At 62.5% G+C, this 22,859-nt stretch carries 26 protein-coding genes; 14 read left to right on the top strand and 12 right to left on the bottom strand.

Annotated features, from left to right (window positions below):
* The first annotated feature begins 51 nt into the window (after positions 1-51).
* From glgA to ACMLHZ_RS03730, 5 genes are all read left to right on the top strand, one after another.
* On the top strand, positions 52-1,470 hold the full coding sequence (gene glgA, locus ACMLHZ_RS03750) for a glycogen synthase GlgA (RefSeq protein ID WP_418666459.1): 1,419 nt from the start codon (positions 52-54) through the stop codon (positions 1,468-1,470).
* A 42-nt stretch (positions 1,471-1,512) separates the two neighbouring features.
* Positions 1,513-1,704, top strand: a complete 192-nt coding sequence (locus tag ACMLHZ_RS03745) for a hypothetical protein (protein ID WP_418666458.1) — start codon at positions 1,513-1,515, stop codon at positions 1,702-1,704.
* A 24-nt stretch (positions 1,705-1,728) separates the two neighbouring features.
* Positions 1,729-1,929 (top strand): hypothetical protein, encoded by a 201-nt coding sequence (locus tag ACMLHZ_RS03740; RefSeq protein ID WP_418666457.1) that lies wholly within the window; start codon positions 1,729-1,731, stop codon positions 1,927-1,929.
* 95 nt (positions 1,930-2,024) lie between these two features.
* On the top strand, positions 2,025-2,228 hold the full coding sequence (locus ACMLHZ_RS03735) for a hypothetical protein (protein ID WP_418666456.1): 204 nt from the start codon (positions 2,025-2,027) through the stop codon (positions 2,226-2,228).
* Between the two features lie 168 nt (positions 2,229-2,396).
* Entirely contained in the window at positions 2,397-3,350 is a 954-nt protein-coding gene (locus ACMLHZ_RS03730; protein ID WP_418666455.1) for a serine hydrolase, read from the top strand.
* Positions 3,351-3,408: 58 nt separating this feature from the next.
* Here the strand turns inward: ACMLHZ_RS03730 and ACMLHZ_RS03725 are convergent, their stop codons facing one another.
* On the bottom strand, positions 3,409-3,726 hold the full coding sequence (locus ACMLHZ_RS03725; RefSeq protein ID WP_418666454.1) for a hypothetical protein: 318 nt from the start codon (positions 3,724-3,726) through the stop codon (positions 3,409-3,411).
* Between the two features lie 184 nt (positions 3,727-3,910).
* On the opposite strand from ACMLHZ_RS03725, the gene ACMLHZ_RS03720 reads away from it, so the two are divergent.
* On the top strand, positions 3,911-4,123 hold the full coding sequence (locus ACMLHZ_RS03720; RefSeq protein WP_418666453.1) for a helix-turn-helix domain-containing protein: 213 nt from the start codon (positions 3,911-3,913) through the stop codon (positions 4,121-4,123).
* The gene (locus tag ACMLHZ_RS03715) at positions 4,120-4,332 is read left to right on the top strand and encodes a helix-turn-helix transcriptional regulator (RefSeq protein WP_418666452.1); all 213 of its coding nucleotides are present in this window, start codon (positions 4,120-4,122) and stop codon (positions 4,330-4,332) included. Before ACMLHZ_RS03720 ends, ACMLHZ_RS03715 begins: the two co-directional genes overlap by 4 nt.
* Before the next feature lie 126 nt (positions 4,333-4,458).
* On the opposite strand, the gene udk is transcribed toward ACMLHZ_RS03715, so the two are convergent.
* From udk to ACMLHZ_RS03680, 7 genes are all read right to left on the bottom strand, one after another.
* Complete coding sequence (udk, locus tag ACMLHZ_RS03710; protein WP_418666451.1) at positions 4,459-5,079, bottom strand: uridine kinase; 621 nt, start codon at positions 5,077-5,079, stop codon at positions 4,459-4,461.
* Positions 5,080-5,172: 93 nt separating this feature from the next.
* Positions 5,173-6,909 carry an ABC transporter ATP-binding protein gene (locus tag ACMLHZ_RS03705; RefSeq protein ID WP_418666450.1) on the bottom strand — a complete coding sequence of 579 codons (1,737 nt, stop codon included), beginning with the start codon at positions 6,907-6,909 and terminating at the stop codon, positions 5,173-5,175.
* On the bottom strand, positions 6,906-8,672 hold the full coding sequence (locus ACMLHZ_RS03700; protein WP_418666449.1) for an ABC transporter ATP-binding protein: 1,767 nt from the start codon (positions 8,670-8,672) through the stop codon (positions 6,906-6,908). The genes ACMLHZ_RS03705 and ACMLHZ_RS03700 overlap by 4 nt, the downstream gene beginning before the upstream one ends.
* A gap of 244 nt (positions 8,673-8,916) precedes the next feature.
* Positions 8,917-10,293, bottom strand: a complete 1,377-nt coding sequence (gene fumC / locus ACMLHZ_RS03695; RefSeq protein WP_418666448.1) for a class II fumarate hydratase — start codon at positions 10,291-10,293, stop codon at positions 8,917-8,919.
* 10 nt (positions 10,294-10,303) lie between these two features.
* Entirely contained in the window at positions 10,304-11,482 is a 1,179-nt protein-coding gene (locus ACMLHZ_RS03690; protein WP_418666447.1) for an NAD(P)-dependent malic enzyme, read from the bottom strand.
* 58 nt (positions 11,483-11,540) lie between these two features.
* Positions 11,541-12,239: an aspartate/glutamate racemase family protein gene (locus tag ACMLHZ_RS03685; protein WP_418666446.1), complete on the bottom strand. Its 699-nt coding sequence runs from the start codon at positions 12,237-12,239 to the stop codon at positions 11,541-11,543.
* A 6-nt stretch (positions 12,240-12,245) separates the two neighbouring features.
* The gene (locus ACMLHZ_RS03680) at positions 12,246-13,670 is read right to left on the bottom strand and encodes an aspartate ammonia-lyase (protein WP_418666445.1); all 1,425 of its coding nucleotides are present in this window, start codon (positions 13,668-13,670) and stop codon (positions 12,246-12,248) included.
* A 152-nt stretch (positions 13,671-13,822) separates the two neighbouring features.
* On the opposite strand from ACMLHZ_RS03680, the gene ACMLHZ_RS03675 reads away from it, so the two are divergent.
* A complete protein-coding gene (locus ACMLHZ_RS03675) occupies positions 13,823-14,755 on the top strand; it encodes a LysR family transcriptional regulator (protein ID WP_418666444.1) in 933 nt (310 codons plus the stop codon).
* A gap of 162 nt (positions 14,756-14,917) precedes the next feature.
* Here ACMLHZ_RS03675 and ACMLHZ_RS03670 read toward each other — a convergent pair whose 3' ends face one another.
* From ACMLHZ_RS03670 to ACMLHZ_RS03655, 4 genes are all read right to left on the bottom strand, one after another.
* The gene (locus tag ACMLHZ_RS03670; protein ID WP_418666443.1) at positions 14,918-15,775 is read right to left on the bottom strand and encodes an NAD(P)/FAD-dependent oxidoreductase; all 858 of its coding nucleotides are present in this window, start codon (positions 15,773-15,775) and stop codon (positions 14,918-14,920) included.
* A gap of 118 nt (positions 15,776-15,893) precedes the next feature.
* Positions 15,894-16,157: a sporulation transcriptional regulator SpoIIID gene (locus ACMLHZ_RS03665; RefSeq protein ID WP_418666442.1), complete on the bottom strand. Its 264-nt coding sequence runs from the start codon at positions 16,155-16,157 to the stop codon at positions 15,894-15,896.
* An 85-nt stretch (positions 16,158-16,242) separates the two neighbouring features.
* Positions 16,243-16,650: a hypothetical protein gene (locus ACMLHZ_RS03660; RefSeq protein WP_418666441.1), complete on the bottom strand. Its 408-nt coding sequence runs from the start codon at positions 16,648-16,650 to the stop codon at positions 16,243-16,245.
* A 17-nt stretch (positions 16,651-16,667) separates the two neighbouring features.
* Positions 16,668-16,913: a helix-turn-helix domain-containing protein gene (locus ACMLHZ_RS03655; RefSeq protein WP_418666440.1), complete on the bottom strand. Its 246-nt coding sequence runs from the start codon at positions 16,911-16,913 to the stop codon at positions 16,668-16,670.
* A 488-nt stretch (positions 16,914-17,401) separates the two neighbouring features.
* Here ACMLHZ_RS03655 and ACMLHZ_RS03650 point away from each other — a divergent pair, with 488 nt between their 5' ends.
* The 6 genes from ACMLHZ_RS03650 to ACMLHZ_RS03625 all read left to right on the top strand — a co-directional run.
* Entirely contained in the window at positions 17,402-18,691 is a 1,290-nt protein-coding gene (locus ACMLHZ_RS03650) for an adenylosuccinate synthase (RefSeq protein WP_418666439.1), read from the top strand.
* 187 nt (positions 18,692-18,878) lie between these two features.
* Positions 18,879-19,562, top strand: coding sequence for a DUF554 domain-containing protein (locus ACMLHZ_RS03645; protein ID WP_418666565.1), 684 nt, complete (start codon positions 18,879-18,881; stop codon positions 19,560-19,562).
* A gap of 71 nt (positions 19,563-19,633) precedes the next feature.
* Positions 19,634-20,146, top strand: coding sequence for an N-acetyltransferase family protein (locus ACMLHZ_RS03640; protein ID WP_418666438.1), 513 nt, complete (start codon positions 19,634-19,636; stop codon positions 20,144-20,146).
* A gap of 222 nt (positions 20,147-20,368) precedes the next feature.
* On the top strand, positions 20,369-21,061 hold the full coding sequence (locus tag ACMLHZ_RS03635) for a TetR/AcrR family transcriptional regulator (protein WP_418666437.1): 693 nt from the start codon (positions 20,369-20,371) through the stop codon (positions 21,059-21,061).
* A complete protein-coding gene (locus ACMLHZ_RS03630) occupies positions 21,054-22,637 on the top strand; it encodes a biotin/lipoyl-binding protein (RefSeq protein WP_418666436.1) in 1,584 nt (527 codons plus the stop codon). The genes ACMLHZ_RS03635 and ACMLHZ_RS03630 overlap by 8 nt, the downstream gene beginning before the upstream one ends.
* Positions 22,638-22,648: 11 nt before the next feature.
* A partial coding sequence (locus tag ACMLHZ_RS03625; RefSeq protein WP_418666435.1) for a hypothetical protein occupies positions 22,649-22,859 on the top strand: 211 nt, incomplete at its 3' end.

Here is a 22,859-nt window from a genome sequence, read left to right as displayed (position 1 = left end):
AGCCGGGCTCCCGCCCCTTCCCTTGTGCCACACATCTTAAGGAGGAAAGCTATGAACGTTCTTTTTTGTGCCAGCGAGGCAAACCCCTACGCCGCGTCCGGCGGCCTGGGCGACGTTGCCGGAAGCCTGCCCAAGGCCCTTGTGAGAAACGGGGTGGACTGCCGGGTGGTGCTGCCGCTCTACGGCGATTTGAAATATCGGGATGAGCTGGAATATGTGACCAGCTTCAGCGTGCCGGTGGGCTGGCGCAGCCAGTACTGCGGCCTGTTTACCGCAAAGCGCGACGGCGTGTCGTTCTATTTTCTCGACAACGAATATTATTTTAAGCGCGGCGGCCTGTACGGCTTTTACGACGACGGCGAACGGTTTGCGTTTTTCAGCCGGGCTATTTTGGAAATGCTGTTTTACACCGATTTTATGCCGGATGTGCTGCACGCCAACGACTGGCAGACGGCGCTGGTGCCGGTGTATCTGAACCTTTACTACCGGCATCTGGACAAATACAGCCGCATCAAGACGGTGTTCACCATCCATAATATCCAGTACCAGGGCAAATACGGGTTGGATATTTTGGAGGACACCTGCGGCATTGGCAAGCGGGACGCCCATATTGTGGAGTACGACGGCTGCGCCAACTTTATGAAGGGCGCGGTGGAAACGGCCGACAAGGTGAGCACCGTGAGCCCCACCTACGCGGGCGAGATCCTGGATCCCTGGTTCAGCCATGGGCTGGACGGCCTTTTGCGGCAAAAGCAGTATAAGCTGTGCGGCATTTTGAACGGCATTGACACCGACGTTTACAACCCCGAAACCGACCCGAACCTTGCCGCCCACTACAATGCCGACACCTTCCCGGAGGGCAAGGCGGCCTGCAAAAAGAACCTGCAGGAGCAGTTTGGCCTGCAGCAGGACGGCAGCCCGGTGATGGGTATGGTGACCCGGCTGGTGGGGCACAAGGGGGTGGACCTGGTGCGCAGCGTGGCCGAGGGCCTGCTGGACCAGGGCATTCAGCTTGTGATCCTGGGCAACGGCGAACACGCCTACGAGGCGTTTTTCGGCGATCTGGAGACCCGCTACCCCGGCCGGGTGGGGGTATGCATCGGGTTTGTGCCGCCCCTGGCCCGCAAGATCTACGCCGGCGCGGACCTGTTCCTGATGCCCTCGAAATCGGAGCCCTGCGGCCTGGCCCAGATGGTGGCCTGCCGGTACGGCACCATTCCCATTGTGCGGGAAACCGGCGGCCTGAAGGACTCGATCCACGATTCCGGCGACGGGGCCGGCAACGGCTTCACCTTCCAGCAATATAACGCCCACGATCTGTACGAGGCCTGCTGGCGCGCCAAGGAAGGTTACTGGAAAAAGGAAGGCTGGCCGGTGCTGGTGCGCCGGGCCATGCAGTGTGATTTCAGCTGGAACAACTCCAGCCGCTCTTACATCGACATGTATGAGCAGATGATGAATTTGTGGTAAAGCGCAGGGCAAGAGGCAGGCATGTTTGCCTGACAGGGTGCAATGAGCAACATCCGATTCAACATGAACATGGAACTTCGCTACGGAGAGCGGGGCAAAATGGGCCCGCAGGGCAGCAAGGACGCCCGCAAGGCCATGCGCGCCGCCGAGATCGCCTACCAAAAGGAACTGGGGATTTATAAGCCCACCCTGGGCGAGCGGGTCCGGGCGCTGTTTCAAAAGGGAAAAAGGTGACACCCCGAAAGGAGGCGCAAAAACATGTTTGAAAGCACAAATATGCGCATTCAGCAGAATATGAACGCAGAACTGATTGTGGACACCAAGGGCATTGGGGCGGCCGGCGCAGACAAAAATGCCCGCAAGGCCATGCGCGCCGCCGAGATCGCCTACCAAAAGGAACTGGGGATTTATAAGCCCACCCTGGGCGAGCGGATCCGGGCACTGTTTGCAAAGCGTTAGGAGCAGAAGCGGAGCTTTTTTGCATTCTTTGTTTCCCCGCAGGCCGGGGGCCTGCGAACGGTTGGCAGAGTTTTGTAGGAAAGGAGTGCGCGTTTATGTTCTTTGTGGCAGCTCGTGCCGAGCAGGAAAATGCATCCATTGACGTGGAGGTGAACTCCAGCGGCATGATCTTTTTCACCCCCGAGGAAAAAGAAGCCGCCCGGGCAATGCGCAGGGCCGAGATCGCCTACCACAAGCAGCTTGGCATCTATCGGCCCACGCTGATGGAACGTGTAAAGGATTTTCTGGACATCGCTTGAATCCTCTGCCAACCGGGGCCGGGGCAGCGCAAAGCTGCCCCGGCCTTGATGCTGCTCCGGTTCGGCGAATTGTGCCAAAAACATTGCATTTTCGCCGGCTGAAAGCTATAATAGGCAGGAAAAGACCTGCCCGGCAGACTGCCGGGCTTTTGCACCGGGGGGAAACGTATGGCAAAACAAAAACAGCACGGGGGGCCGCGGAGCTTTAAGGGAGCGCTGGCGGCTCTGGTGGTGTTTGTGGCGCTGATTCTCATCTTTTTGTGGCGTTACAGCGGCCTTGCCACCGTGCCCGCCGAGGCGCCGGCCGCGCAGAGCGCGGTTCCCACCGCCACGCCTGCGCCCACCGCCGCGCCCACCCCCCGGATTACCCCTGAGCCGACCCCTGCACCCGCGGTGGCGGCCCAGGGCTTGGGCAGCGAGGCGCGCCAGATGCTGGACGATTTTTTGAATGCCCAGCCGGGCAGCGTTTCGGTGTGGATGCAGAACCTTGTGACCGGCGCCTCGTACAGCTACAACCCCTCGGCGGGCTTTTACTGCGCCAGCACCCTGAAAGCGCCCTATGCGCTGTGGCTGTGCCAAAGGGACGACGCGGGCGAGATCGACCTCGCTGCGGACGTGGGCGGCGCCACCGGCTGGCAGCGCATCCACGCCATGCTCTCGAAAAGCTCCAACGGGGCGGCGCACGCTTTGGGGGCGGCTTACCCCGGCACGGCGGAGACGGGTTTTTCGGAGTTTTTGCGGGGGCTGGGTTTTGCCTCCCCGGATGGCTGCGACGTGACTGAGGAGGGCATCCACGGCTGGGTCACCGCCGCGGACGGCGGCAAGGCCATGCAGGCCATCTACGATTACACTCAACAGGACACCGAGAACGCCCGCATGCTGAAGGAGGCGCTGCTGGCGGCGGATCACGAGCTGCTGTGGACGCCCGCCCCCGCGGCCAAAAAGTACGGCAGCTGGGACCAGGTGCTGCACGATATGGCCATTGTGTACGCCGACGAGCCCTATGTGGTGGCGGTGTTCACCAACTGGGGCAGCACCGAGGTGGACTTTCCGCCCGAGGGCGTGGAGATGATGCAGCAGCTGGGGCACCTGGCCGCCGGGGCCATGGGCGCGGAGGGCTGAGCGCCGCCAGAACAGGCGGCGGGGCAACACAGACCGGCACGGCAAAGCCATGGAAGCTTTATTTGGCATCCTTCGCGAAAGCCGTTTTCAGGTTGCCGCCCGCCTGCGAAGCCAACAGCGCGCCCACCTGCAACCCGATCTCCATGTAGACCGCCTGCACCGCGTCCACATAATCGTACATCAGGCCGGTGATCTCTTCAAATTCCTCTTTATTCGGATATTCTTTCTCCAGCCGGTCCAGCGCACGCTTTTCGGGGATTTTTATGCGTTCCAGATAAGGGCGGGGGTCTATATCGCACCCCACCCCCTGCAAAAGAAATTCACGCACCTGCTGCAGATCGGCCCTCAAAAAGATTTCGTCGATGTAATTCGTCATAAAATACTCCTCTGGTTTACACTATAAAGTATTGTATCAAACTTTAAAGTTTGATATTACACCATAAAATTTGTTAAGTCAAGCGCGCTTTGCGATTTTTAAGTTTGATAAGTTTTGAAAAATTGATGGATCGTACGTTTTTTCAGATAATAACACTAAATTTGGAAAGAGGGAAAGTGAAGTTATGGGAATGGCGTTGAAAATAAAAACGATACTTTTAGAACGAGGTATGACAATAAAAGAATTGGCTGCAAAAATTGGCACCAGCGGAAATAATTTGAGCAACAAATTGTCCCGCGATAATTTATCGGAAAAGGAGCTGCACGCCATAGCCGAAGCGCTGAACTGCGATTATGACGGTATTTTTATCTTTCGGGATACAGGTAAACAGATATGAGCATGGCGAAAAAAATAAGGTCTATTCTCATTGAAAGAGACATGACCATCAAAGAGTTAAGCAAAAAAATGGGCTATACGGACACATATCTGTATAACAAACTCAATCGGGATAAGCTGACGGAAGAAGAATGCAAGGCCATAGCCGAAGCGCTGAACTGCGATTATGACGGCATTTTTACCTTTCGGGATACGGGCAAACAGATTTAACCCTGCCGCTGCAAAACGGTCGAAAAAGAAAAACGAGGCAGACTTTTCCTTAAAGGGAAAGCCTGCCTCGTTTTTGGTCAGGATGGGAACCGGGCGTTCTCAAGGCCGGGGGAGGTACCAGCGCGCCTAGCCCTGCGCGTTCAGGTGGCTTTCGAGCCGGTGGATGAGCATTTCCACCGCCACCGCGTTTTTGCCCCCCTCGGGGATGATCAGGTCGGCCCGGCGCTTGGAGGGCTCGACAAACTGCTCGTGCATGGGCTTTACGGTGGTGAGGTATTGGGTGACCACGCTGTCGAGCGTGCGGCCGCGCTTTTTTACGTCCCGCACGATGCGCCGCAGGATGCGCACGTCGGCGTCGGTGTCCACAAAGACCTTGATGTCCATCAGATCGCACAGCTCGGGGCTGGCGAAGATCAGGATGCCCTCGACAAGGATGACCGGCGCGGGCCGGATCTCCAAAAGATCGGCCGAGCGGTTGTGCTGGGAAAAATCGTACACAGGGCACAAAACGCTGGCGCCCGTTTTCAGCTGGGCCAGGTGGCGGACCATCAGGTCGGTGTCGAAAGCGTCGGGGTGGTCGTAGTTGGTCTTGCAGCGCTCCTCGTAAGTGAGATGGTCCTGGCGCTTGTAGTAGTTGTCGTGGCTGATCACGCTGATCTGGCCGCCGAAACGCTCTTTGAGGGTGCGGGTGAGGGTGGTCTTTCCGCTGCCGGTGCCCCCGGCAACGCCCAATACCATGATGTTCATGCGCGCCTCCTGCATTTGGGCGCGGCGGGCCGCCGCGCCGCTGGTGTACGGCTTTTCTACCATTATATCACGGCGCGGCGCGGGTTGGAAGATCTATTGTGCCGCAAACTGGCTGTTGTAGAGCTTTGCGTAAAAGCCGCCCCTTGCCAGCAGTTCGGAGTGGGTGCCCTGCTCCACAATGCGGCCGGCGTCCATTACAAGAATGGTGTCGGCCGTTTGGATGGTGGAGAGGCGGTGCGCCACCACAAAGCTGGTGCGGCCCTGCATCAGGCGCTCGAAGGCGGCCTGCACCAGCATTTCGGTGCGGGTGTCGATGTTGCTGGTGGCCTCGTCCAGGATCAGCATTTGGGGGCGGCACAGCAGGATGCGCGCGATGCAGAGCAGCTGCTTTTGCCCGGCCGAAAGGTTGCTGCCGCCGGCGGCCAGCACCGTGTCGTACCCCTGGGGCAGGCGCTGGATGAAGCCATGGGCGTGGGCGGCTTTGGCGGCGGCGACCACCTCTTCCAGCGGAGCGCCGGGCTTGCCGTAGGCAATGTTTTCCCGCACGGTGGCGCTTTTGAGCCAGGTTTCCTGCAGCACCATGCCGTACATGCCCCGCAGCGAGGCGCGGGAGAGGCGGCGGATGGGAACGCCGTCCACCCGGATCTCGCCGCCGGTGACGTCGTAAAAGCGCATGAGCAGGTTGATGAAGGTGGTTTTGCCGCAGCCGGTGGGGCCCACGATGGCCACCCGCCGGCCCGGCTGCACCTCCAGGCAGAGGTCCCGGATCAGCGGCGTTTCGGGCCGGTAGCTGAAGTCCACGTGCAGGGCCTCGACCCGGCCCTGGCAGGCGGCCGGCGCCAGGGCGCCTGCGGGGTCCGGCGGCTCGGGCTCCAGGTCGATCACCTGGAACAGCCGCCAGGCGCTGGCCATGGCGGTCTGCAGCTGGGTCAGCACGCCGGTGACCTCGTTGAAGGGCTTGGTGTACTGGTTCGCGTAGGTCAGAAAGGCCGAGAGGGTGCCCACGGTCAGCCGGCCCGAAATGGCCGCCAGCGCGCCGAATACCCCCACCGCCGCATACACAAAATTGTTCACCAGCCGGGTGCCGGGGTTTGCCACAGCCGAGTAGAACACCGCCCACAGGCTTGCGTGGCGCAGCTCCTGATCGATGGCCTCGAACCGCTCCATGCAGGGCGCCTCGTACCCGAAGGCCTTGATCAGCGACTGGCCGTTCACCATCTCGCTCACATAGCCCGAGAGCCGGCCCTGGGCGGCGGCCTGCCGCTGGAACAGCGCGTGGGTGCGGCCCGCCACGAATTTGGCAAAAAAGATGGACAGCGGGGTGACCAGCGCCACCAGCAGGGCAATGCCCCAGTTCAGCCGAAGCATGATACCCAGCACACCAACAATGGTGGCCGCCCCTGGCAGCAGCTGGGTGAGCCCCTGCAAAAGGCCCTCGGAAACCGCATCCGCGTCGTTTACGAGACGGCTCACAAGGTCGCCGTGGGGGGTGGAGTCGATGGTGGAGAGGGGAACCTCGTTCAGGCGGTCAAAGGCTTTTTGGCGCAGGTCCTGGGCAGCCAGGGCGCTGGCGCGCCGGGTGCATACGTTCATCGCCCACTGAAACGCCGCCGCCAGCAGGATCACCGCGGCCAGCTGAACCAGAAGGGGAATAAGGGCGTTAAAATCAACCCGGCCGGGGCCCAGCACGCAGTCCACCCCTTTGCCCACCAGGACGGGGGCGGCCAGGGTGAACGCGACCTGTAAAACGGCTGCCAGGCACCCCAGCAGAAGGGTGCCCGCGTAGGGCCGCAGATAGGGCGCAAGGCGCCGGAAAACATGCTTTTTCACAGGGGCTTCACCTGCCTTTCCGCGGTGGGCGCGGCAGGCGCGTCCACCAATTTTTGCGAGATGCAGATCTCCCGGTAGACCGGACAGGTCTGCAGCAGCTGCCCGTGGGTGCCCTGGGCGGCCAGCACGCCATCGTCCAGCACCAGGATCAGGTCGGCGTTTTTGATGGCGGAGGCCCGCTGGCTGATCATCATCACGGTCATGCCGGCCGCGTGCCTGCGCAGCGCGCGGCGCAGGGCCGCATCGGTGGCAAAGTCCAGCGCGCTGGAGGCGTCGTCCAGGATCAGCAATTCCGGCCGGCTGACCAGAGCCCGGGCAATGGTGAGGCGCTGGCGCTGCCCGCCCGAAAAGTTTTTGCCGCCCTCTTCCACCGGGCTGTCCAGCCCCTGGGGCTTTTGCCGCACGAATTCTTCCCCTTGGGCCAGTTTCAGGGCCGCCCACAGATCTTCCTCGCCGGCGTTCCTGCAGCCCAGGGCCAGGTTTGAGCGGATGGTGCCGGAAAAGAGCTGCACCGCCTGGGGCACATACCCCACCTTGGCGCGCAGCGCCGCGGGGTCGCAGGTGCGGATGTCCTGCCCGTTCAGCAGGATGCGCCCGCCGGTCACGTCGTAAAAACGCAGGATCAGACCCGCCAGGGTGGACTTGCCGCTGCCGGTGCCGCCGATCACCCCGATGGTCTGCCCTTTCTGCGCGCAAAAGCTCACGCCGGTGAGCGCGTTGCGGCCAGGGGTGTAAGCAAAGTCCACATTTTCAAAGGCCAGCCAGGCGCCGCCCGCCGGGGCGCTTTGGGCCGGGAGGTTCCACACAGGACCGCTCACCGCGGGCTCCATATCGAGCAGGGCGGCCAGCCGCCTGGCGCTGGCGATGGCGCGGGTGAACTGCACGATCAGGTTTGCCAGCACGATCAGGGCCAGCAGGGTCTGGGTCATGTAGTTTACAAGGGCGATGATCTCGCCGCTGGCGATCAGGCCGACCTGGGCCGAGCGGGCGCCCAGCCACAGGATAAGCAGAACGCCCAGGTTTGCGATCACATAGGTGATGGGGTTCAAAGCGCCGCTCACCCTGCCCACCGCCACCGTGACGGCGCTGAGGGCCTGGCCGGCCGCGCCAAAGCCCTGCTTCTCGCTGGCCTGGCGGGAGAAGGCGCGGATGACCCGCGCCCCCTCCAGGTTTTCGCCGGCAAGGGCGCTGAGGGTGTCCTGCCCTTGCTGGATCTCGGAGTAGCGGGGCAGGGTGGCCCGCATGATCCCATAGAGCACCAGCACGATGAGCGGGGTGGAGAGCAAAAACACCAGCGCGATGCGGGCGTTGATGGTAAAGGCCATCACGATGGAGCCGATGGCCAGAAACGGGCTGCGGGTGGCAAGCCGAATGAACATGTTCACCCCGTTCTGCACCTGGTTCACGTCGTTCGTGATGCGTGTGACAAGGCTCCCCGCGCCGAGTTCGTCCATCTCGCGGCCTGAAAAGCGCAGCACCTGGCCGAACACCTGCCTGCGCAGGCTGGAGCCAAAGCCGAAGGCGGCAACGCTGGCAAAATACTGGCAGGTGCAGCCTGCCAGCCCGCCCAGCACCGCCAGCAAAAGCAGCAGCGCGCCGCCTTTCAGCACATAGGCCGTGTCGCCGCTTTGGATGCCGTTGTCGATGATGGCGGCCATGATGAGCGGCACGCACAGCTCAAAAATAGCTTCCAGCAGCTTAAAAAGGGGGCCGAGGATCAATTCCTTATAATGCCCCCGCAGGTTCGATGTGAGCTTTTTCAAGTGCGAAGCACCTCGTTCTGTAAAAAATATTCCTGTGCGCCGGGGCCCCCTGGCAGGACGCGGCCGCAAAAGCTTTTCTTATTATAGAAGAAATTTGCACAAAAATAAATCATGCGGCCGGATTTGCAGCAAAAAAACAGCGGCCCCGCCGGATTTGGCGGAGCCGCGCGAAGGTTTGGAATGCCGCGCAGGCGTTTTTTTGAACATTTGGAAAAAACAGGGGAAGATCCAAAGGGAAACGCCGTTATACCATGGCCTCCGGGCGAACGGCCTGATCGAACTGCTCGCCGGTGAGCAGGCCCAGCTCCACCGCCGCCTGCCGGAGGGGCAGGTCCTCGGCGTAGGCCTTTTTGGCGATGCAGGCGGCGTTTTCGTACCCGATGAGGGGGTTGAGGGCGGTGACCAGCATCAGGCTGCGGGCAAGATCCTGCTTCATCTTGCCCGGCTTTGCCCGGATACCGGCCGCGCAGTTGGCGTTGAAGGACAGCGCGGCCTCGGCCAGCAGCCGGGCGGATTGGAGAAAGTTGTAGGCCAGCACCGGCATGAACACATTGAGCTCGAAATTGCCCTGGCTGGCCGCCAGGCCCACCGCTGTGTCGTTGCCCATGACCTGCACTGCCACCATGGTAACCGCCTCGCACTGGGTGGGGTTGACCTTGCCGGGCATGATGGAGGAGCCGGGCTCGTTTTCGGGGATGGTGATCTCGGCCAGCCCGCCCCGCGGGCCGGAGGCCAGCCAGCGCACGTCGTTGGCGATTTTCATCAGGTCGGCGGCCAGGGCCTTGAGCGCCCCGTGGGCAAAGACCAGCTCATCCTTGGAGGTGAGGGCGTGGAATTTGTTGGGAGCCGTGCAAAAGCGCCTGCCGGTGAGCTCGGATACCTTTTTGGCGGCCAGCCCGGCAAACCCCGGGGGAGCGTTGAGCCCGGTGCCCACCGCCGTGCCGCCCAGCGCCAGCTCTTTCAGGGGCTCCAGCGAGAGCAAGAGCAGCTCCCGGTCCCGCTCCAGGCTGGCGCGCCAGCCCGAAATTTCCTGCGAGAATTGGATGGGGGTGGCGTCCTGCAGGTGGGTGCGCCCTATTTTGATGATCCCCTCGTGTTCCGCCTCCAAACGCCGGAAGGTGGCCGTCAGTGCGTCGATGGCGGGCAGGACCCGGTCCTCGACCGCAAGCACGGCGGCAATGTGCATGGCGGTGGGAAAGGTGTCGTTGGAGGACTGGCTCATATTTACGTCGTCGTTGGGGTGAAGGAGCTTTTTGCCCGCAAGGGCGTTGCCCCGGCCCGCCACCACCTCGTTGGCGTTCATGTTGCTCTGGGTGCCGGAGCCGGTCTGCCAGACCACCAGCGGAAAGTGATCGTTCAGCGCCCCGGCGATGACCTCGTCACAGGCGCGGGTGATGGCCAGAAGCTTTTCTTCGGTCATGCGCCGGGGCAGCAGGATGCGGTTGGCCCGGGCCGCAGCCTTTTTTAAAATGCCGAAGGCGTGAATGATCTCGCAGGGCATGGTCTCAAGCCCTGCGCCGATGGCAAAGTTCCGGCGGGAGCGCTGGGTCTGCGCCCCCCAATATTTGTCTGCGGGGACCCTTACTTCCCCCATGGAGTCGTGTTCAACGCGGTATTCCATGGTCGGCACCTCACACCCGGGCCACGCCGTCCCGGCGGGCGGCGGCGGCCACTGCCGCGGCCACGGCGGCGCGCACGCGGGGATCGAAGGCTTTGGGAAGGATGTAGTCAGCACAGAGCTCGGCCTCGCTGACCAGCCCCGCGATGGCCTGGGCCGCGGCGATTTTCATGTTCCCGGTGATCTGGCTGGCCCGCACGTCCAAAGCACCGCGAAAAATGCCGGGGAAGCAGAGCACGTTGTTGACCTGGTTCGAAAAATCGCTGCGGCCGGTGCCCACCACCGCCGCCCCGGCGGCCCGGGCGAGTTGGGGCATGATCTCGGGCACGGGGTTTGCCATGGCAAAAAGGATGGGGTCGGGGGCCATGGCCCGGACCATGGCGGGGGTGACGAGGTTTGGCGCGGAGACCCCGATGAACAGGTCGGCCCCTTCCAGGGCGGCAGCCAGGCCGCCCGTGGTGACCCCGGGGTGGGTCATGGCGGCCAGTTCGGCAAGGTAGGGATCGCCCGCAAGGTCGGGCCGGCCCGGGTACACGATGCCCTTGATGTCGCACAGGGTGGCCTTTCGCAGGCCCATGATGCGCAGCAGCTTGAAGATCGCGGTGCCCGCCGCGCCGGCGCCTGAAAATACCACCCGCACTTGGCCCAGGTCCTTTTTTACCAGCTTGAGAGCGTTGATCACGGCGGCGGCCACAACTACGGCGGTGCCGTGCTGGTCGTCGTGAAAGACGGGGACGTCGCAGCAGCGCTTGAGCTTTTCCTCAATCTCGAAGCAGCGGGGAGCCGAGATGTCCTCCAGGTTCACCCCGCCGAAGGAGCCGGCCAGCAGGGCGACCGTTTTTACGATGTCGTCCACCTCTTTGCTGCGCACGCACAGGGGCAGAGCGTCCACGCCGCCGAACTGCTTAAAGAGCACGCACTTGCCCTCCATGACCGGCATGCCCGCCTCGGGGCCGATGTCGCCCAGACCCAGCACGGCGGTGCCGTCGGTGACCACGGCCACCGTGTTCCACCGGCGGGTGAGCTCGTAGCTCTTGTTCACATCCTTTTGAATCTCCAGGCAGGGCTGCGCCACGCCGGGGGTATAGGCCAGGGCCAGGGCTTCCTGGGTGTCCACCGGGGCACGGGCGGTAATTTCCAGCTTTCCTTTGAGTTTGTAGTGCAGCTTCAGGGATTCTTCTGCGCAGTTCATAAAAAGCACCTCAACGATTGTGATTGTGTGTGCGGCGGGCGGAACCTGCCGCGCTTTTTCAGCCTGCGGTCAGCAGGCCGCCGCAGGCCGCCACCGCGGCCCGGGCAAGCACCGTGGTGGGGTCGATGGTGCGGCCGGGCAGGTCATACATGGAAAAGGCAGGGGGCAACTCGGTGCAGCCCAGAATGAAGGCACCGGCCCCGGCGGCCTCGAGCCGGGCCAGGGCGGCGCGGATGGCCGCAGTGTTGAAGTGGGCCTTGCCGGCCTTGACCCCCTCGTAGATCAGGGACATCACCGCCTGCTGCCCCGCGTCATCCGGCATAAGCAAGTCCACCCCGCTGCCCGCGAACGCGGCCTGGTAAATGCCGCTCTGAACCGTGCCGTCGGTGGCCAAGAGGGCCGCCCGGGTAAGCCCGGTGCGGCACAGCCAGCCTGCCGTGAGCCGGGGCATATGGAGCACCGGCACGGACACGGCGGCGGAAACGTCCTTGTAAAAATAATGGGCGGTGTTGCAGGAGATGGCCAGCACCCCGGCGCCCGCCGCTTCCAGCCGGCAGGCGCTGGCCTGGAGCTGGGGGCGGGGGTCGCTGCCGCCGTGCAGGATGGCGGCGGTGCGGTCGGGGATATGGGTGTTGCTGTCGAGAATGACGTGGATGTTGTCCTGATCCTTTTTCGCCTGTGTGTTCTGAACGATCTTTTCCAGCAGGTCGGCCGCGGCCAGGGGACCCATGCCGCCTATGATACCCAGCGTTTTCATGGCCGTTTATCGCTCGAGCAGCTCTTTGGCAGAGATGCCGGGAGTGGTCATGGAATAGGGGTCCAGGATTTTTTCCAGGGTCGGCCGGTCCAGCACGCCCTTGCTCACGATCAGGTCTTCCACCGAAGCGCCGGTGCGGATGGCCTCCTTGGCAATATTGGCCGCCGCCTCGTAGCCCAGGTGGGGGGTAAGGGCGGTGATGACGCCCACGCTGCCGTCCACCATTGCCTTGCACCGCTCCCGGTTGGCGGTAATGCCCGACACGCAGTTGTCTGTGAGGGTGTTCACGGCGTAGGTCAAAAATTCCACCGCGTGGGTGAGATTCCAGAAAATGATGGGCTCAAAGGCGTTGAGTTCCAGCTGCCCCGCCTCGGCGGCCATGGTGATGGTGAGGTCGTTGCCCATGATGTTGAAGGCCACCTGGTTGACCACCTCCGGGATGACGGGGTTTACCTTGCCCGGCATGATGGAGGAACCGTTCTGTTTGGGAGGCAGGTTGATCTCGCCCAGGCCGCACCGGGGGCCCGAGGAGAGCAGCCGCAGGTCGTTGCACATTTTGGAAAGGTTCACTGCACAGGTCTTTACCGCGCCTGACACCGCCACAAATCCGTCCAGGTTTTGGGTGGCGTCGATGAGGTCGAAGGCCTGGACAAGCCGCAGGCCCGAGACCTTGGACAGGGTTGGCACGACCTGGCGCAGGTACATCTCGTCGGCATTGATGCCGGTGCCGATGGCGGTGCCACCCAGGTTTAAGCAGCGCATCTCGTCCTGCGCGCGCTCCAGGCGGGCAATGTCGCGGCGCACGGCCTCGCGGTAGGCGCGGAATTCCTGCCCCAGGCGGATGGGCACCGCATCCTGCAGCTGGGTGCGGCCCATCTTGATCACGTCGTCAAACTCGGCGGCCTTTTGCGTCAAAGCGTCGTAGAGACGCTCCAACTGGATCTGGGCCTTGATGAGGAGCTTGAGCACCGCCATTTTGCCCGCAGAGGGGAAAACGTCGTTGGTGGACTGGCCGCAGTTCACATGGTCGTTGGGGTTGACCAGGGAATAATCGCCCTTTTCGCCGCCGAGCAGCTCGATGGCGCGGTTGGCAATGACCTCGTTGGCGTTCATGTTCAGGCTGGTGCCCGCGCCGCCCTGGATCGGGTCCACGATAAAGGCGTCGTGCAGCTTGCCAGCGGCGATTTCGCCGCAGGCCTCCACGATGGCGCCCGCCACCTTTTTGTCCAGCAGGCCGATCTCGTAGTTGGCAATGGCCGAAGCTTTTTTGATCTCGGCAATGGAGTTTACGATCTCCGGGTGCATGGTCAGACCGGTGATGTGAAAGTTTTCCGAGGCGCGCAGGGACTGCACGCCGTAGTAGACGTCGCGGGGGAGAGTGCGCTCGCCGATGGAGTCGTGTTCCACACGGAATTGCCTGTCTGTTTTCATAAGTAACCTCACGCAGCTTTTTTATAAATTGTGAACGGCCGCCCGGCCACTTGTTTTGGGCTTGATTAAAGTGTACTGCGGTGTTATGATATTTTCAAATACCAATATTATTATTTGCAAGATAGGCGATAGGCTATATCAGGAGGGCGCTCATGTTTCAGTCCATGCGCTACGTTTACGAGGTCTACCGGGAGATGAGTTTTTCCCGCGCCGCCAGGAATTTGTTTATCAGCCAGCCCTCGCTGAGCGCGGCTGTGAAAAAGGCGGAGGAACAGATCGGGTTCCCCATTTTTGACCGCAGCACCAACCCCATCCAGCTCACCGAGCTTGGGAAAGAATACATCCGCGCGGTGGAGATCATTATGGATGTGGAAAATGGGTTTGAAAACTACGTGAGCGATCTGGCCGAGATGAAGAGCGGCTCCCTGGTGATCGGCGGCACCAACTTTTTTGTTTCTTACGTTCTGCCGCCCCTGCTCAGCCGGTTTACCGCGCAATACCCCCTGGTGCATGTGCAGCTGATCGAGGCCACAACGGCGGAACTGACCGAAAGGCTGGGGGCGGGAACGCTGGACCTGCTGATCGACAACAACGTGCTGGACCAGGGGCTTTACGGCCGGAAAACGCTGCAGCAGGAGCATCTGCTGATGGCGGTGCCCGCCGGTTTTGCATCCAACGCCGCCGCGAAAAACTATGCGCTCACGGCTGCCGACATCAAGGCCGGGCTGCACCTGAACACGCGCATCACCCCCGTGCCGCTGCAGTATTTTAAGGAGGAACCGTTTCTTCTTCTGCGGGAGGGGAACGACACGCGGGAGCGCGCCATGAATATCTGCCGCGGCAGCCATTTTACCCCCCGGATCAAGCTGGAGCTGGAGCAGCAGATCACGGCCTATAACCTGTCCTGCTACGGCATGGGCATCTCGTTTATCGGCGACTCGCTGATCCCCAATGTGCCCGAGGCCGGGAACCTGTTGTTTTACAAACTGGACAACAGGGACGCCGTGCGCGAGGTGAACCTTTACTATAAACGGAACCGCTACATTTCCAAAGCGATCCACGCGTTTTTGGATATGATCGGCTGAAAGGAAGATAGAAGGAAATGGCTTGGATCACAAGATCATATAGATAAACAACTATACTATCTATAGGCAAAAAGCTGAGCGCCCCGCACGCTGCGGGGCGCTCAGCTTTTGTTGTGCCTGCAGAAAGAGCCGCTGGGGGCGAAGGATGGTTCCCCCAGTTGGTTAAACGCCGGAAGCGGAAAGGTAATCGGCCGCGGAAAGGCCCGCGATCAGCCCTTCGCCCACGGCCTTTGCCACCTGCAGGGGCGCGCCGGTCACGTCGCCTGCGGCAAACACCCCCGGCAGGTTGGTGGCCATGGAGCGGTTCACTGTTACAAAGCCGTTCGCCAGGCTGAGGCCGGGCAGCAAGGTGTCCGGCGCGATGGCGGCCCGCAGGATAAACACGCCGTCGGCAGCATGCTGCTGCCCGGCCACCCGGGCCCATTCCAGCTTCATGCCGCCGCCCACGCCCTGCAGGCTGCCGGGCAAAAATTCAATGGCTGCATCCAGCGTTTCGGGGCGTTTGGCCGCCACAAACCGCACCCGGCAGCCGATGGAAGCAAGAAAGTTCGCCTCGCCGGCGGCCTCGGGGGAAAGGCCCCAAACCAGCACAGCCTTGCCCCGGTAGAGCATGCCGTCGCAGGTGGCGCAGTATGAAACGCCCCGCCCCAAAAACTCGGTCTCCCCCTCCACAGGCTTTGCCTTGGCCACACCGCAGGCCAGCACTACCGTGCGCGCCTCCAGAATATCGCCGCTGAAATTCAGCATGAAGTGGTCGCCCATGGGCAGAATATTTGCCACCCGCCCCGGTTCCGGGCGGATGCCCAGCTGCGCCGCGTGGCCCGCAAAGGCGCGCAGCATCTCGCCGCCGGAAAGGCCGGGCAGGCCGAGGTAATTGTCCACCCGCTCCGCTTTTTCCAAAAAGCCGGGCGCCGCGCCCAGCACCCGCACGCTTTTGCCCCGCTGATGCAGGTTGACGGCCGCCGAAAGGCCGGCCGGACCGCCGCCCACCACCGCGCAGTCGAGCATTTTTTGTTCCATGGATCGTATCTCCTTTTTTGCGCCGCGGGCCTTGGCCGCGCCTTGCTTTTTTTTCATTATAACACGGGGCGGCCGGGCGGGGTGTGACTTTTGTCACAAAAAAGGGGGCGAGCTGCGCTCACCCCCGCTGTTTTTGTATCCCGTTGTATTTTTCTTTGGTGGCCGCGCCCCCCCGCAAATGCCGTTCTGCCTTGTTGCGGCCCAGCACCTGCTGTACCTCGCGGAACAGCTCCTGGTTTTGGCAGCGCAGCCGGGTGGTCACGTCCTTGTGCACCGTTGACTTGGAAATGCCGAACCGCTCGGCCGCCGTGCGCACGGTCGCGCCGGTGGCCACGATGTATTCGCCCAGGCGCACCGCCCGTTCTTCCGGGTTGCCCTTCATGGTCATTCCTCCCCGCTCAGCGTTTGTTACAAACTATGCGGGCAGGCGGGCGGATATGAGCGGGACGGGCCGCGGGCGGCGGCTTTTAGGGTTCCGGCGTGTGGGAAAAGAAGCCGAGCTTGGCCAGCAGCGCCGCCTTTTCCCGGGCGGCGGCCAGCTCCTCGTCGGAGCAGGTGATCCAATCGAAGGCCTGCAGGCTGCTTTTTGTGGCCTCGACGCGCGAGGGCAGCGCGCGCAGTTCTTTCAGGGTAAGGGGCTGGCCGGGGGCCGGCCCGCAACCGGCGTCGATCCGCTGGTACACCCCGGGCGCCACGCGCTCGAGGTAGCCGTCGAATTTGCGCAGGTTATAAATGGCGGTGCGCAGCGCGCTGCTCTGGGGCGGCAGAACGATGTGACGCGCCTGCACGGCGGCCTTGATCTCGTCGAGCGTGTGGGGGCGGCCGTCGTCCAAAAGGGCGCGGACGAGCTGCTTGAGCTGGTCGATCTGAGACATGGCGAAGCTTCCCCCTTTCAGGCCTGTTGCCGGTCAGAGCCGCCCTGCTCGAGCTGCTGGGTGGTAACGCCCAGCGCCCGGGCAATGTCGGCCACGATCTGATAGGAAGGGCGGCAGGATACGCCGCTTTCCAGCCGTGCGAGCTGCGAGCGCGAACAGCCCACCCGCTCGGCCAGCTCCTCCTGCGAGAGGCCGCGGGACCTGCGGAGCACCGACACGTTTTGCCCGATCACGCTTGCCTGTGTGGAATCGCTTTTGTTCACTGTATACAACCTCCTTGACGCGCTGGCGACGCTGTCTTTTCTTTATCATACAGGTGAAAAGACGCACAGTCCATATCGTTTATGACACAAAGCGGCTTTTTTGCAAAAATTGAGAGGAATACCCCGAGACAGGGGGCGCTGCAAAAAAACATCGGGGCCGCATGCGGCCCCGCCGTCAAGGGCGGCCGCCTGGATTTTGCCATTTGAACAAAAAGTTGCGGTGGTTGTCTTTTCGGCTTTGTGGGAAATGAGGAAAAAATGTACTTTTATTGACACCGCGCGCTCTGGGTGATATTCTTAAACACAGTGAACAAGGGCGTTCAACAAACCTGCCGGATCTCACGGTGGGTTTGTTGAACGCTTTTTTTGTTGTGCGGCCCGCCGGAAAAGCAGCCGGGCAAAGGGCGGTTCAATGCAGCGCAAACCGGCAAAAATAAGATATGAGACAACAGGCTGGGTAAAAAAGCCCGGCCCGAAAGGGGAAAAATATGTTAACAGCAATCACCGGGGTCAACTGGGGCGACGAGGGCAAGGGCCGCATGGTGGACCTGCTCAGCCGGGATTACGACATCGTGGTGCGGTACCAGGGGGGCAACAACGCGGGCCACACCGTGAAGAACGAGCGGGGCAAATTTGTGCTGAATCTGCTGCCCTCGGGCATTCTGCGGCCTGAGGTGGTGTGCGTGATGGGTGCAGGCATGGTCATTGACCCTGCCCACCTGAAAAAGGAGATCGCAGCGCTGCGCGCCCAGGGGGTAAAGGTGGGCCCGGAGAACCTGAAGATCAGCGACCGGGCCACCCTGTGCATGCCCTACCATGTGGCCGAGGACGCCCTGGAGGAGGACCGCCTGGCAAAGACCGGCAGCCAGTTCGGCTCGACCAGGCGCGGCATTGCCTACGCCTACGGCGATAAATATATGAAAAAGACCCTGCGCATGGGGGACCTTTTGAACCTGGACGCGGCGCTGAGGCAGCGGCTTGCCACCATTGTGGAATGGAAGGGCCTTACCATGGAAAGGGTGTACGGCGCGCCCGCGCCGGAGCTGGAGGAGCTGTGGGCCTGGTGCGGCGAATATGCCCGGGAGTTTGGGGATTATATCTGCGATGCGGGCGCGTATCTGGACACGGCGGACCGGGCGGGCAAAAAGATACTGTTCGAAGCGCAGCTGGGCGCGCTGCGCGACATTGACTATGGCATTTACCCCTACACCAGCTCGTCCAGCGTGATCGGGGCCTACGCGCCCATTGGGGCGGGTATCCCCGGCCGCAGGCTGGACAGGAGCATCGGCGTGATGAAGGCCTATTCGTCCTGCGTGGGTGAGGGACCCTTCGCCGCCGAGCAGGCCATGACCGAGGCGGAAAAGCACGCCCTGCGCGAGGCGGGCCACGAGTATGGCGCGGCCACCGGCCGCCCCCGGCGGGTGGGCCCCTTCGACGTGGTGGCGAGCCGGTATGGCGCGGCCTGCCAGGGCGCGGACGAGCTGGCCCTCACCCTGCTGGATGTGCTGGACTATATGGAGCGCATCCCGGTGGTGGAGGCCTATGAGGTAGAGGGCGAGGTGACGGCCCGCTTTCCCATGGGCGGGGCGCTGGCCGCGGCAAAGCCGGTGGTGAAATACCTGCCTGGCTGGAAATGCGGGATCTCGGCCTGCCGCAGCTGGGCGGCTTTGCCCGCCCCCGCGCGGGAGTATGTGGAATACCTGGAACGGGCGGTGGGCCGCCCCATCCGGTATATCTCGGTGGGCGCCGAGCGGGAGGCATATCTCGTAAAGGAATAAGGGGAAAAGGTTTTATAAGGGTGGGTGCGCATGGACATCCATGCCGCGGGCCTGAGCGGCACGGCAGCTTTAAGCCCCCCTGAACCGGCGGCGCCCTGCCCCGGTTGCGGCAGCCGGGCAGGCGCTGTATAATAAAAAGCATGCTTTGGATTTTGCCGTTAAAAGGAGTGTGCACTTTATGATCCCCATGCTGGGCACCTTTGTAAATACCGCCGCCATTTTGGCGGGCAGCCTTGCGGGCAGCGCCCTGAAAAAGGGGCTGGGTAAAAAGTATCAGAACGCCCTGTATGATGCTATGGGGTTTGCCGCCGCTTTCCTTGGCGTCAATGCCGTGGCCTCCAACCTGCCCCACAGCGAATTTCCGGTGCTGTTCATTCTGAGCCTGGCCGCAGGCAGCGTTGTGGGCGAAAGGCTGGACCTGGACGGAAGGTTCCAGCGCCTGGTGGACCGGGTGTCCGGCGGGGGACTGGCGCAGGGGCTCTCCACCGGTATTTTGCTGTGCTGTGTGGGGACCCTTTCGATCCTGGGGCCGATCCAAAGCGCCCTGGGGGGCGACAACACCTACCTTTTTACCAACGCCACGCTGGACTTTGTTACGTTTCTGGTGCTGGGGTCCACCTACGGCGTGGGGATGTGCGCCGCCGCCGGCGTGCTGTTTTTGTGGCAGGGGGCGATCTACTTGGGGGCAAGCGCGCTGCATGGCTTTTTGCAAGGCGGCCTTTTGTGCGAGCTGTCGATCGTGGGCGGGGTGCTGATCGCCGCGTCGGGGCTGTCCATTTTAAAGATCAAGCACACCAAAGCCCTCAACATGCTGCCCAGCCTTTTGGTGCCGGTGCTGTGGTACGGCGGCCGCGCGCTGCTGGGGCTGTGAGCGGCCAGGCCACCTGTTTGAATGTATGCCCGGTGCAGCCGGCTGCCCGGACCATTGAAAAGGAGAAAATCATGGAAGTAAGACTGGCCGTACCGGCCGATCTGCCGCAGCTCAAGGCGGTATACCAAAAGATCATCCGGCATATGGATGAAAACGGCGTTCCGATCTGGGACGAGGTTTACCCCTGCGCGCTTTTTGCCGCTGACATGGAGGCGCGCCGCCTTTACGTTCTGGAAAAGGATGGCCGGATCGCGGGAGCATTCGCCCTGTGCGATTCCAGCGCGGGCGCGGGCTGTGTGGAATGGAAAGAGCCGCCGGCAAAGGCGTTTTACATCGACCGGCTTGGGGTGAGCGTGGAGCACCGCAGAGAAGGGCTTGGCAGTGTGCTGCTGCGCAGGGCGGCGGAGCTGGCAAGGGCGAAGGGCGCTTGCTGGCTGCGGCTTTTTGTGGTGGACATCAACCGGCCCGCGATGGAGCTGTATGTTAAAAACGGGTTTCAAAGAGCCGGCGGTGTTTACGAGGAAAAAATCGCCGGGGATATGATGCTGCGCGAATTTGGGTTTGAGCTGGGGCTTTGCCCCTGAGCGTTTGCGCATTGCCGCAAGGCTTTAAGCACAGCGAGGGAGGAATGGCTTTGCCGTTTCCCCCTCGCTGTGCTTGCCTATGGGAAGGAGTTTTTTGGAAAGCGCGCAGGGGCAGAAAACAGCCTTTGTTTTCCTGCAGCTATTTTTTACAGCCTGTTCACACATCAAACAGCGAACGGATGTATATTGTTATTATACAAACGTGAACGGAGGTTCATTTTTATGCCGCAGATTTTGAAAGATGAGGTGCGCGCGCGCATCCTGCAGGCCGCTACCCAGGAGCTGCTGACCCACGGCGAGAGCGCGGGCATGCGCCAGATCGCCCGGGCCGCAGGCATTACGCCGGGCAACCTGTACCGTTATTATTCCGGCAAGGAAGAACTGGTGGCGGCCATTACCGCGCCGGTGGTGGAAGGGCTGGCCAGGATCGTGCGCAGGGCCAGCGGCGAGGCCCTTGCCCTGGGGCAGGCCGAGCTGCCGCCCCTGCCGCAGGGCGAGGGCTGCGTGGGCCTGGTGGAAAATGAGTTCCGCGCCCTGATGCGCGAGATTCTGGTGCATCTGGCGGTGCTGTGCCGGCAGTATCCCGAGCCCGCGGCGATTTTGCTGCACACCGCCAGTGCGGGCGAAAGCCTGATCGGCTGGTTCCGGCAGGTGGTGGACCAGGCCATTGTGCGGATGCTGCGCCCGGCGGGGTGCGGCGCAGAGCAGGTCAAAGCGCTGGCCGACGCCGAGTGCCAGGCGTTCTGCGCCGGGGTGGGGGTGCTGCTGGAAGCCTGCTGCGCCCGGCAGCAGGTGGACGCGGAGCGGCTGATCGATGGATATCTGGAGCTGCACGTGGGGGGAGTGGCCGGCCTTTTGCGCCGGGGCTTTGCCAGCGGCGCGATTCTGCCGGGGGAGGTGGAGCAAAATGCCTGAGCTCAAGGAGCGATTTTTGAAAAACCGGCGCGGGCTGTGCAAGCTCGCCTTTGCCGCGGCGGTGTGCGTGGCGGCGCTGGCCCTTACGGGGGCGGCCCTGGGGCGCACGGCCAGCGCCCAGCAGCAGACCCCCGAGGAAAAGGTGTACCGGGTGGGTACCCTGCAGGCGGCCCCCACCGGCAACGACGTTTACCTGCACTACACCGGCCTGGTGCAGCCGGCGGCAACCGAACAGTGCACCTTTGGCGCTGTGGGCACCATCCGGACCATTTATGTAAAAGAGGGCGACGCGGTTCAAAAGGGCCAGGTGCTGGCCGAGATCGACCCGGACGACGCGCAGCGCCAGGCCGACAATTTGAAGCGGGTGGCGGAGCAGGCCGACAGCACTGCCGCCACAGCCCAAAAGGCCCGGGACGAGGCTCAAAAGGATTACGAGAAAGCCTGTGAAGGGGCAAACGGCGACGATCTGGCCAACGCAAAAAGCGCCCGGGACACCGCGCAGGCCAGCCGGGACGCAAAGCAGGCCGAGCTGGAGGGCTACAACGCCCAGGTGGAGGCGGACCGGCGGCAGCTTGCCGGGGCGGAGGAAGAGGTGACAGCCGCCCAGGCCGCACTGGATGCTGCACAGAAAAAACTGGAGGCGGCAGAGGAAAAAAAGGCGATGTTGCCGCAGGATGCCCCGCAGAGCGATATAGACAGTGCGGAAGCGGAAATAAAAGCTGCCCAAGTAGAGGTAGACACCGCCCAGGGGGATTTGGAAACCGCCAAAGGAAACCAGACCGCTGCCGCCGCCGCCCTTGCCACGAGCCAGGGCCTTGCCGCAAGCGCCCAGACCCAGCTTGCGGCGCTGGAAACCGAACTCACCGCCCGCCAGGCCGCGTATGACGCGCTGAAAGGCCAGGGGGGCGGTTCCGCCGCGGCCAACCTGCAAAAGCAGCGGCTGGACGCAGCGGAAAGCGCCCTGAGCGCGGCCAAAAGCGCCCAGATCGCCGCCCGCAACAACTACGAAAGCGCCGTGCAGGCCCTCGGGGACTGCCGCCTGAAAGCGGCGTCGGACGGCTATGTGATAAAGGTAGTGGGCAGCGAGGGCGGCCTTGCCACCCCGCTGGCCCCGGTGGTGGTGCTGGGCAGCCACGAAGCCGTGGCCCAGTTCGGCGCATCCCAAAGCGACGTGCGGAGCCTGGCCGTGGGCCAGAGCGCGGCCGTGACGGTGGAGGGGCAGGAGTATACCGGCGTGGTAAAAAGCATTGCGGTGCTGCCGGACGAAACCACCCGCACCTACACGGTGGATGTGGAGATCGGCGGTGACACGGGCGATTTTTATCTGGGTGAGATGGCCGCGGTGAAGATCGGCGTGGGCGAGCGCACCGGCACCTGGCTGCCGCTGGCCGTGGTGATGAACGACGGCGAGGATTACGTGTACCTGGTGGAGAACGGCCGGGCGGTGCGCCGCACCGTGACCCTTTTGGACGTGAGCGATGATATGGTGCTGGTGAGCGGCCTTGAAAACGGGGGACAGGTCATCAGCGAGGGCATGAAGACCGTGCGCAGCGGCAGCGCTGTGAGCGTGGGCTAGGGGGCGGCGGCATGGAAAAGATCGAGCGGGCCCTTTTAAAAAACCGGGGCATCGTGGTGTTCTTTATGGTCATCGTGGCGGCGCTGGGCCTGTTTTGCTACTATATTATCCCCAAGCAGGAGAACCCCACCACCACCCGCTTTTCCTTTTCACCGGCAATGCTCACGCCGGAAACGCCCTTCACCTGTTCCAGCCCGCCCTGGATCGTCTTTGCAAAGCTTT

Origin of the sequence: Allofournierella sp. (assembly GCF_048388525.1) — a bacterium.
Classification (GTDB): Bacteria; Bacillota; Clostridia; order Oscillospirales; family Ruminococcaceae; genus BQOK01.
The sequence above is the reverse complement of the archived record's forward strand: the minus strand, read 5'-3'. Positions and strand labels throughout refer to the sequence as shown.

Excerpts from the sequence above, each read along its gene's own strand:
- glgA (WP_418666459.1), top strand. The coding sequence starts at position 52 with ATGAACGTTCTTTTTTGTGCCAGCGAGGCAAACCCCTACGCCGCGTCC.
- ACMLHZ_RS03745 (WP_418666458.1), top strand. The coding sequence starts at position 1,513 with ATGAGCAACATCCGATTCAACATGAACATGGAACTTCGCTACGGAGAG.
- ACMLHZ_RS03740 (WP_418666457.1), top strand. The coding sequence starts at position 1,729 with ATGTTTGAAAGCACAAATATGCGCATTCAGCAGAATATGAACGCAGAA.
- ACMLHZ_RS03735 (WP_418666456.1), top strand. The coding sequence starts at position 2,025 with ATGTTCTTTGTGGCAGCTCGTGCCGAGCAGGAAAATGCATCCATTGAC.
- ACMLHZ_RS03730 (WP_418666455.1), top strand. The coding sequence starts at position 2,397 with ATGGCAAAACAAAAACAGCACGGGGGGCCGCGGAGCTTTAAGGGAGCG.
- ACMLHZ_RS03725 (WP_418666454.1), bottom strand. The coding sequence starts at position 3,726 with ATGACGAATTACATCGACGAAATCTTTTTGAGGGCCGATCTGCAGCAG.
- ACMLHZ_RS03720 (WP_418666453.1), top strand. The coding sequence starts at position 3,911 with ATGGGAATGGCGTTGAAAATAAAAACGATACTTTTAGAACGAGGTATG.
- ACMLHZ_RS03715 (WP_418666452.1), top strand. The coding sequence starts at position 4,120 with ATGAGCATGGCGAAAAAAATAAGGTCTATTCTCATTGAAAGAGACATG.
- udk (WP_418666451.1), bottom strand. The coding sequence starts at position 5,079 with ATGAACATCATGGTATTGGGCGTTGCCGGGGGCACCGGCAGCGGAAAG.
- fumC (WP_418666448.1), bottom strand. The coding sequence starts at position 10,293 with ATGGAATACCGCGTTGAACACGACTCCATGGGGGAAGTAAGGGTCCCC.
- ACMLHZ_RS03690 (WP_418666447.1), bottom strand. The coding sequence starts at position 11,482 with ATGAACTGCGCAGAAGAATCCCTGAAGCTGCACTACAAACTCAAAGGA.
- ACMLHZ_RS03685 (WP_418666446.1), bottom strand. The coding sequence starts at position 12,239 with ATGAAAACGCTGGGTATCATAGGCGGCATGGGTCCCCTGGCCGCGGCC.
- ACMLHZ_RS03680 (WP_418666445.1), bottom strand. The coding sequence starts at position 13,670 with ATGAAAACAGACAGGCAATTCCGTGTGGAACACGACTCCATCGGCGAG.
- ACMLHZ_RS03675 (WP_418666444.1), top strand. The coding sequence starts at position 13,823 with ATGTTTCAGTCCATGCGCTACGTTTACGAGGTCTACCGGGAGATGAGT.
- ACMLHZ_RS03670 (WP_418666443.1), bottom strand. The coding sequence starts at position 15,775 with ATGGAACAAAAAATGCTCGACTGCGCGGTGGTGGGCGGCGGTCCGGCC.
- ACMLHZ_RS03665 (WP_418666442.1), bottom strand. The coding sequence starts at position 16,157 with ATGAAGGGCAACCCGGAAGAACGGGCGGTGCGCCTGGGCGAATACATC.
- ACMLHZ_RS03660 (WP_418666441.1), bottom strand. The coding sequence starts at position 16,650 with ATGTCTCAGATCGACCAGCTCAAGCAGCTCGTCCGCGCCCTTTTGGAC.
- ACMLHZ_RS03650 (WP_418666439.1), top strand. The coding sequence starts at position 17,402 with ATGTTAACAGCAATCACCGGGGTCAACTGGGGCGACGAGGGCAAGGGC.
- ACMLHZ_RS03645 (WP_418666565.1), top strand. The coding sequence starts at position 18,879 with ATGCTGGGCACCTTTGTAAATACCGCCGCCATTTTGGCGGGCAGCCTT.
- ACMLHZ_RS03640 (WP_418666438.1), top strand. The coding sequence starts at position 19,634 with ATGGAAGTAAGACTGGCCGTACCGGCCGATCTGCCGCAGCTCAAGGCG.
- ACMLHZ_RS03635 (WP_418666437.1), top strand. The coding sequence starts at position 20,369 with ATGCCGCAGATTTTGAAAGATGAGGTGCGCGCGCGCATCCTGCAGGCC.
- ACMLHZ_RS03630 (WP_418666436.1), top strand. The coding sequence starts at position 21,054 with ATGCCTGAGCTCAAGGAGCGATTTTTGAAAAACCGGCGCGGGCTGTGC.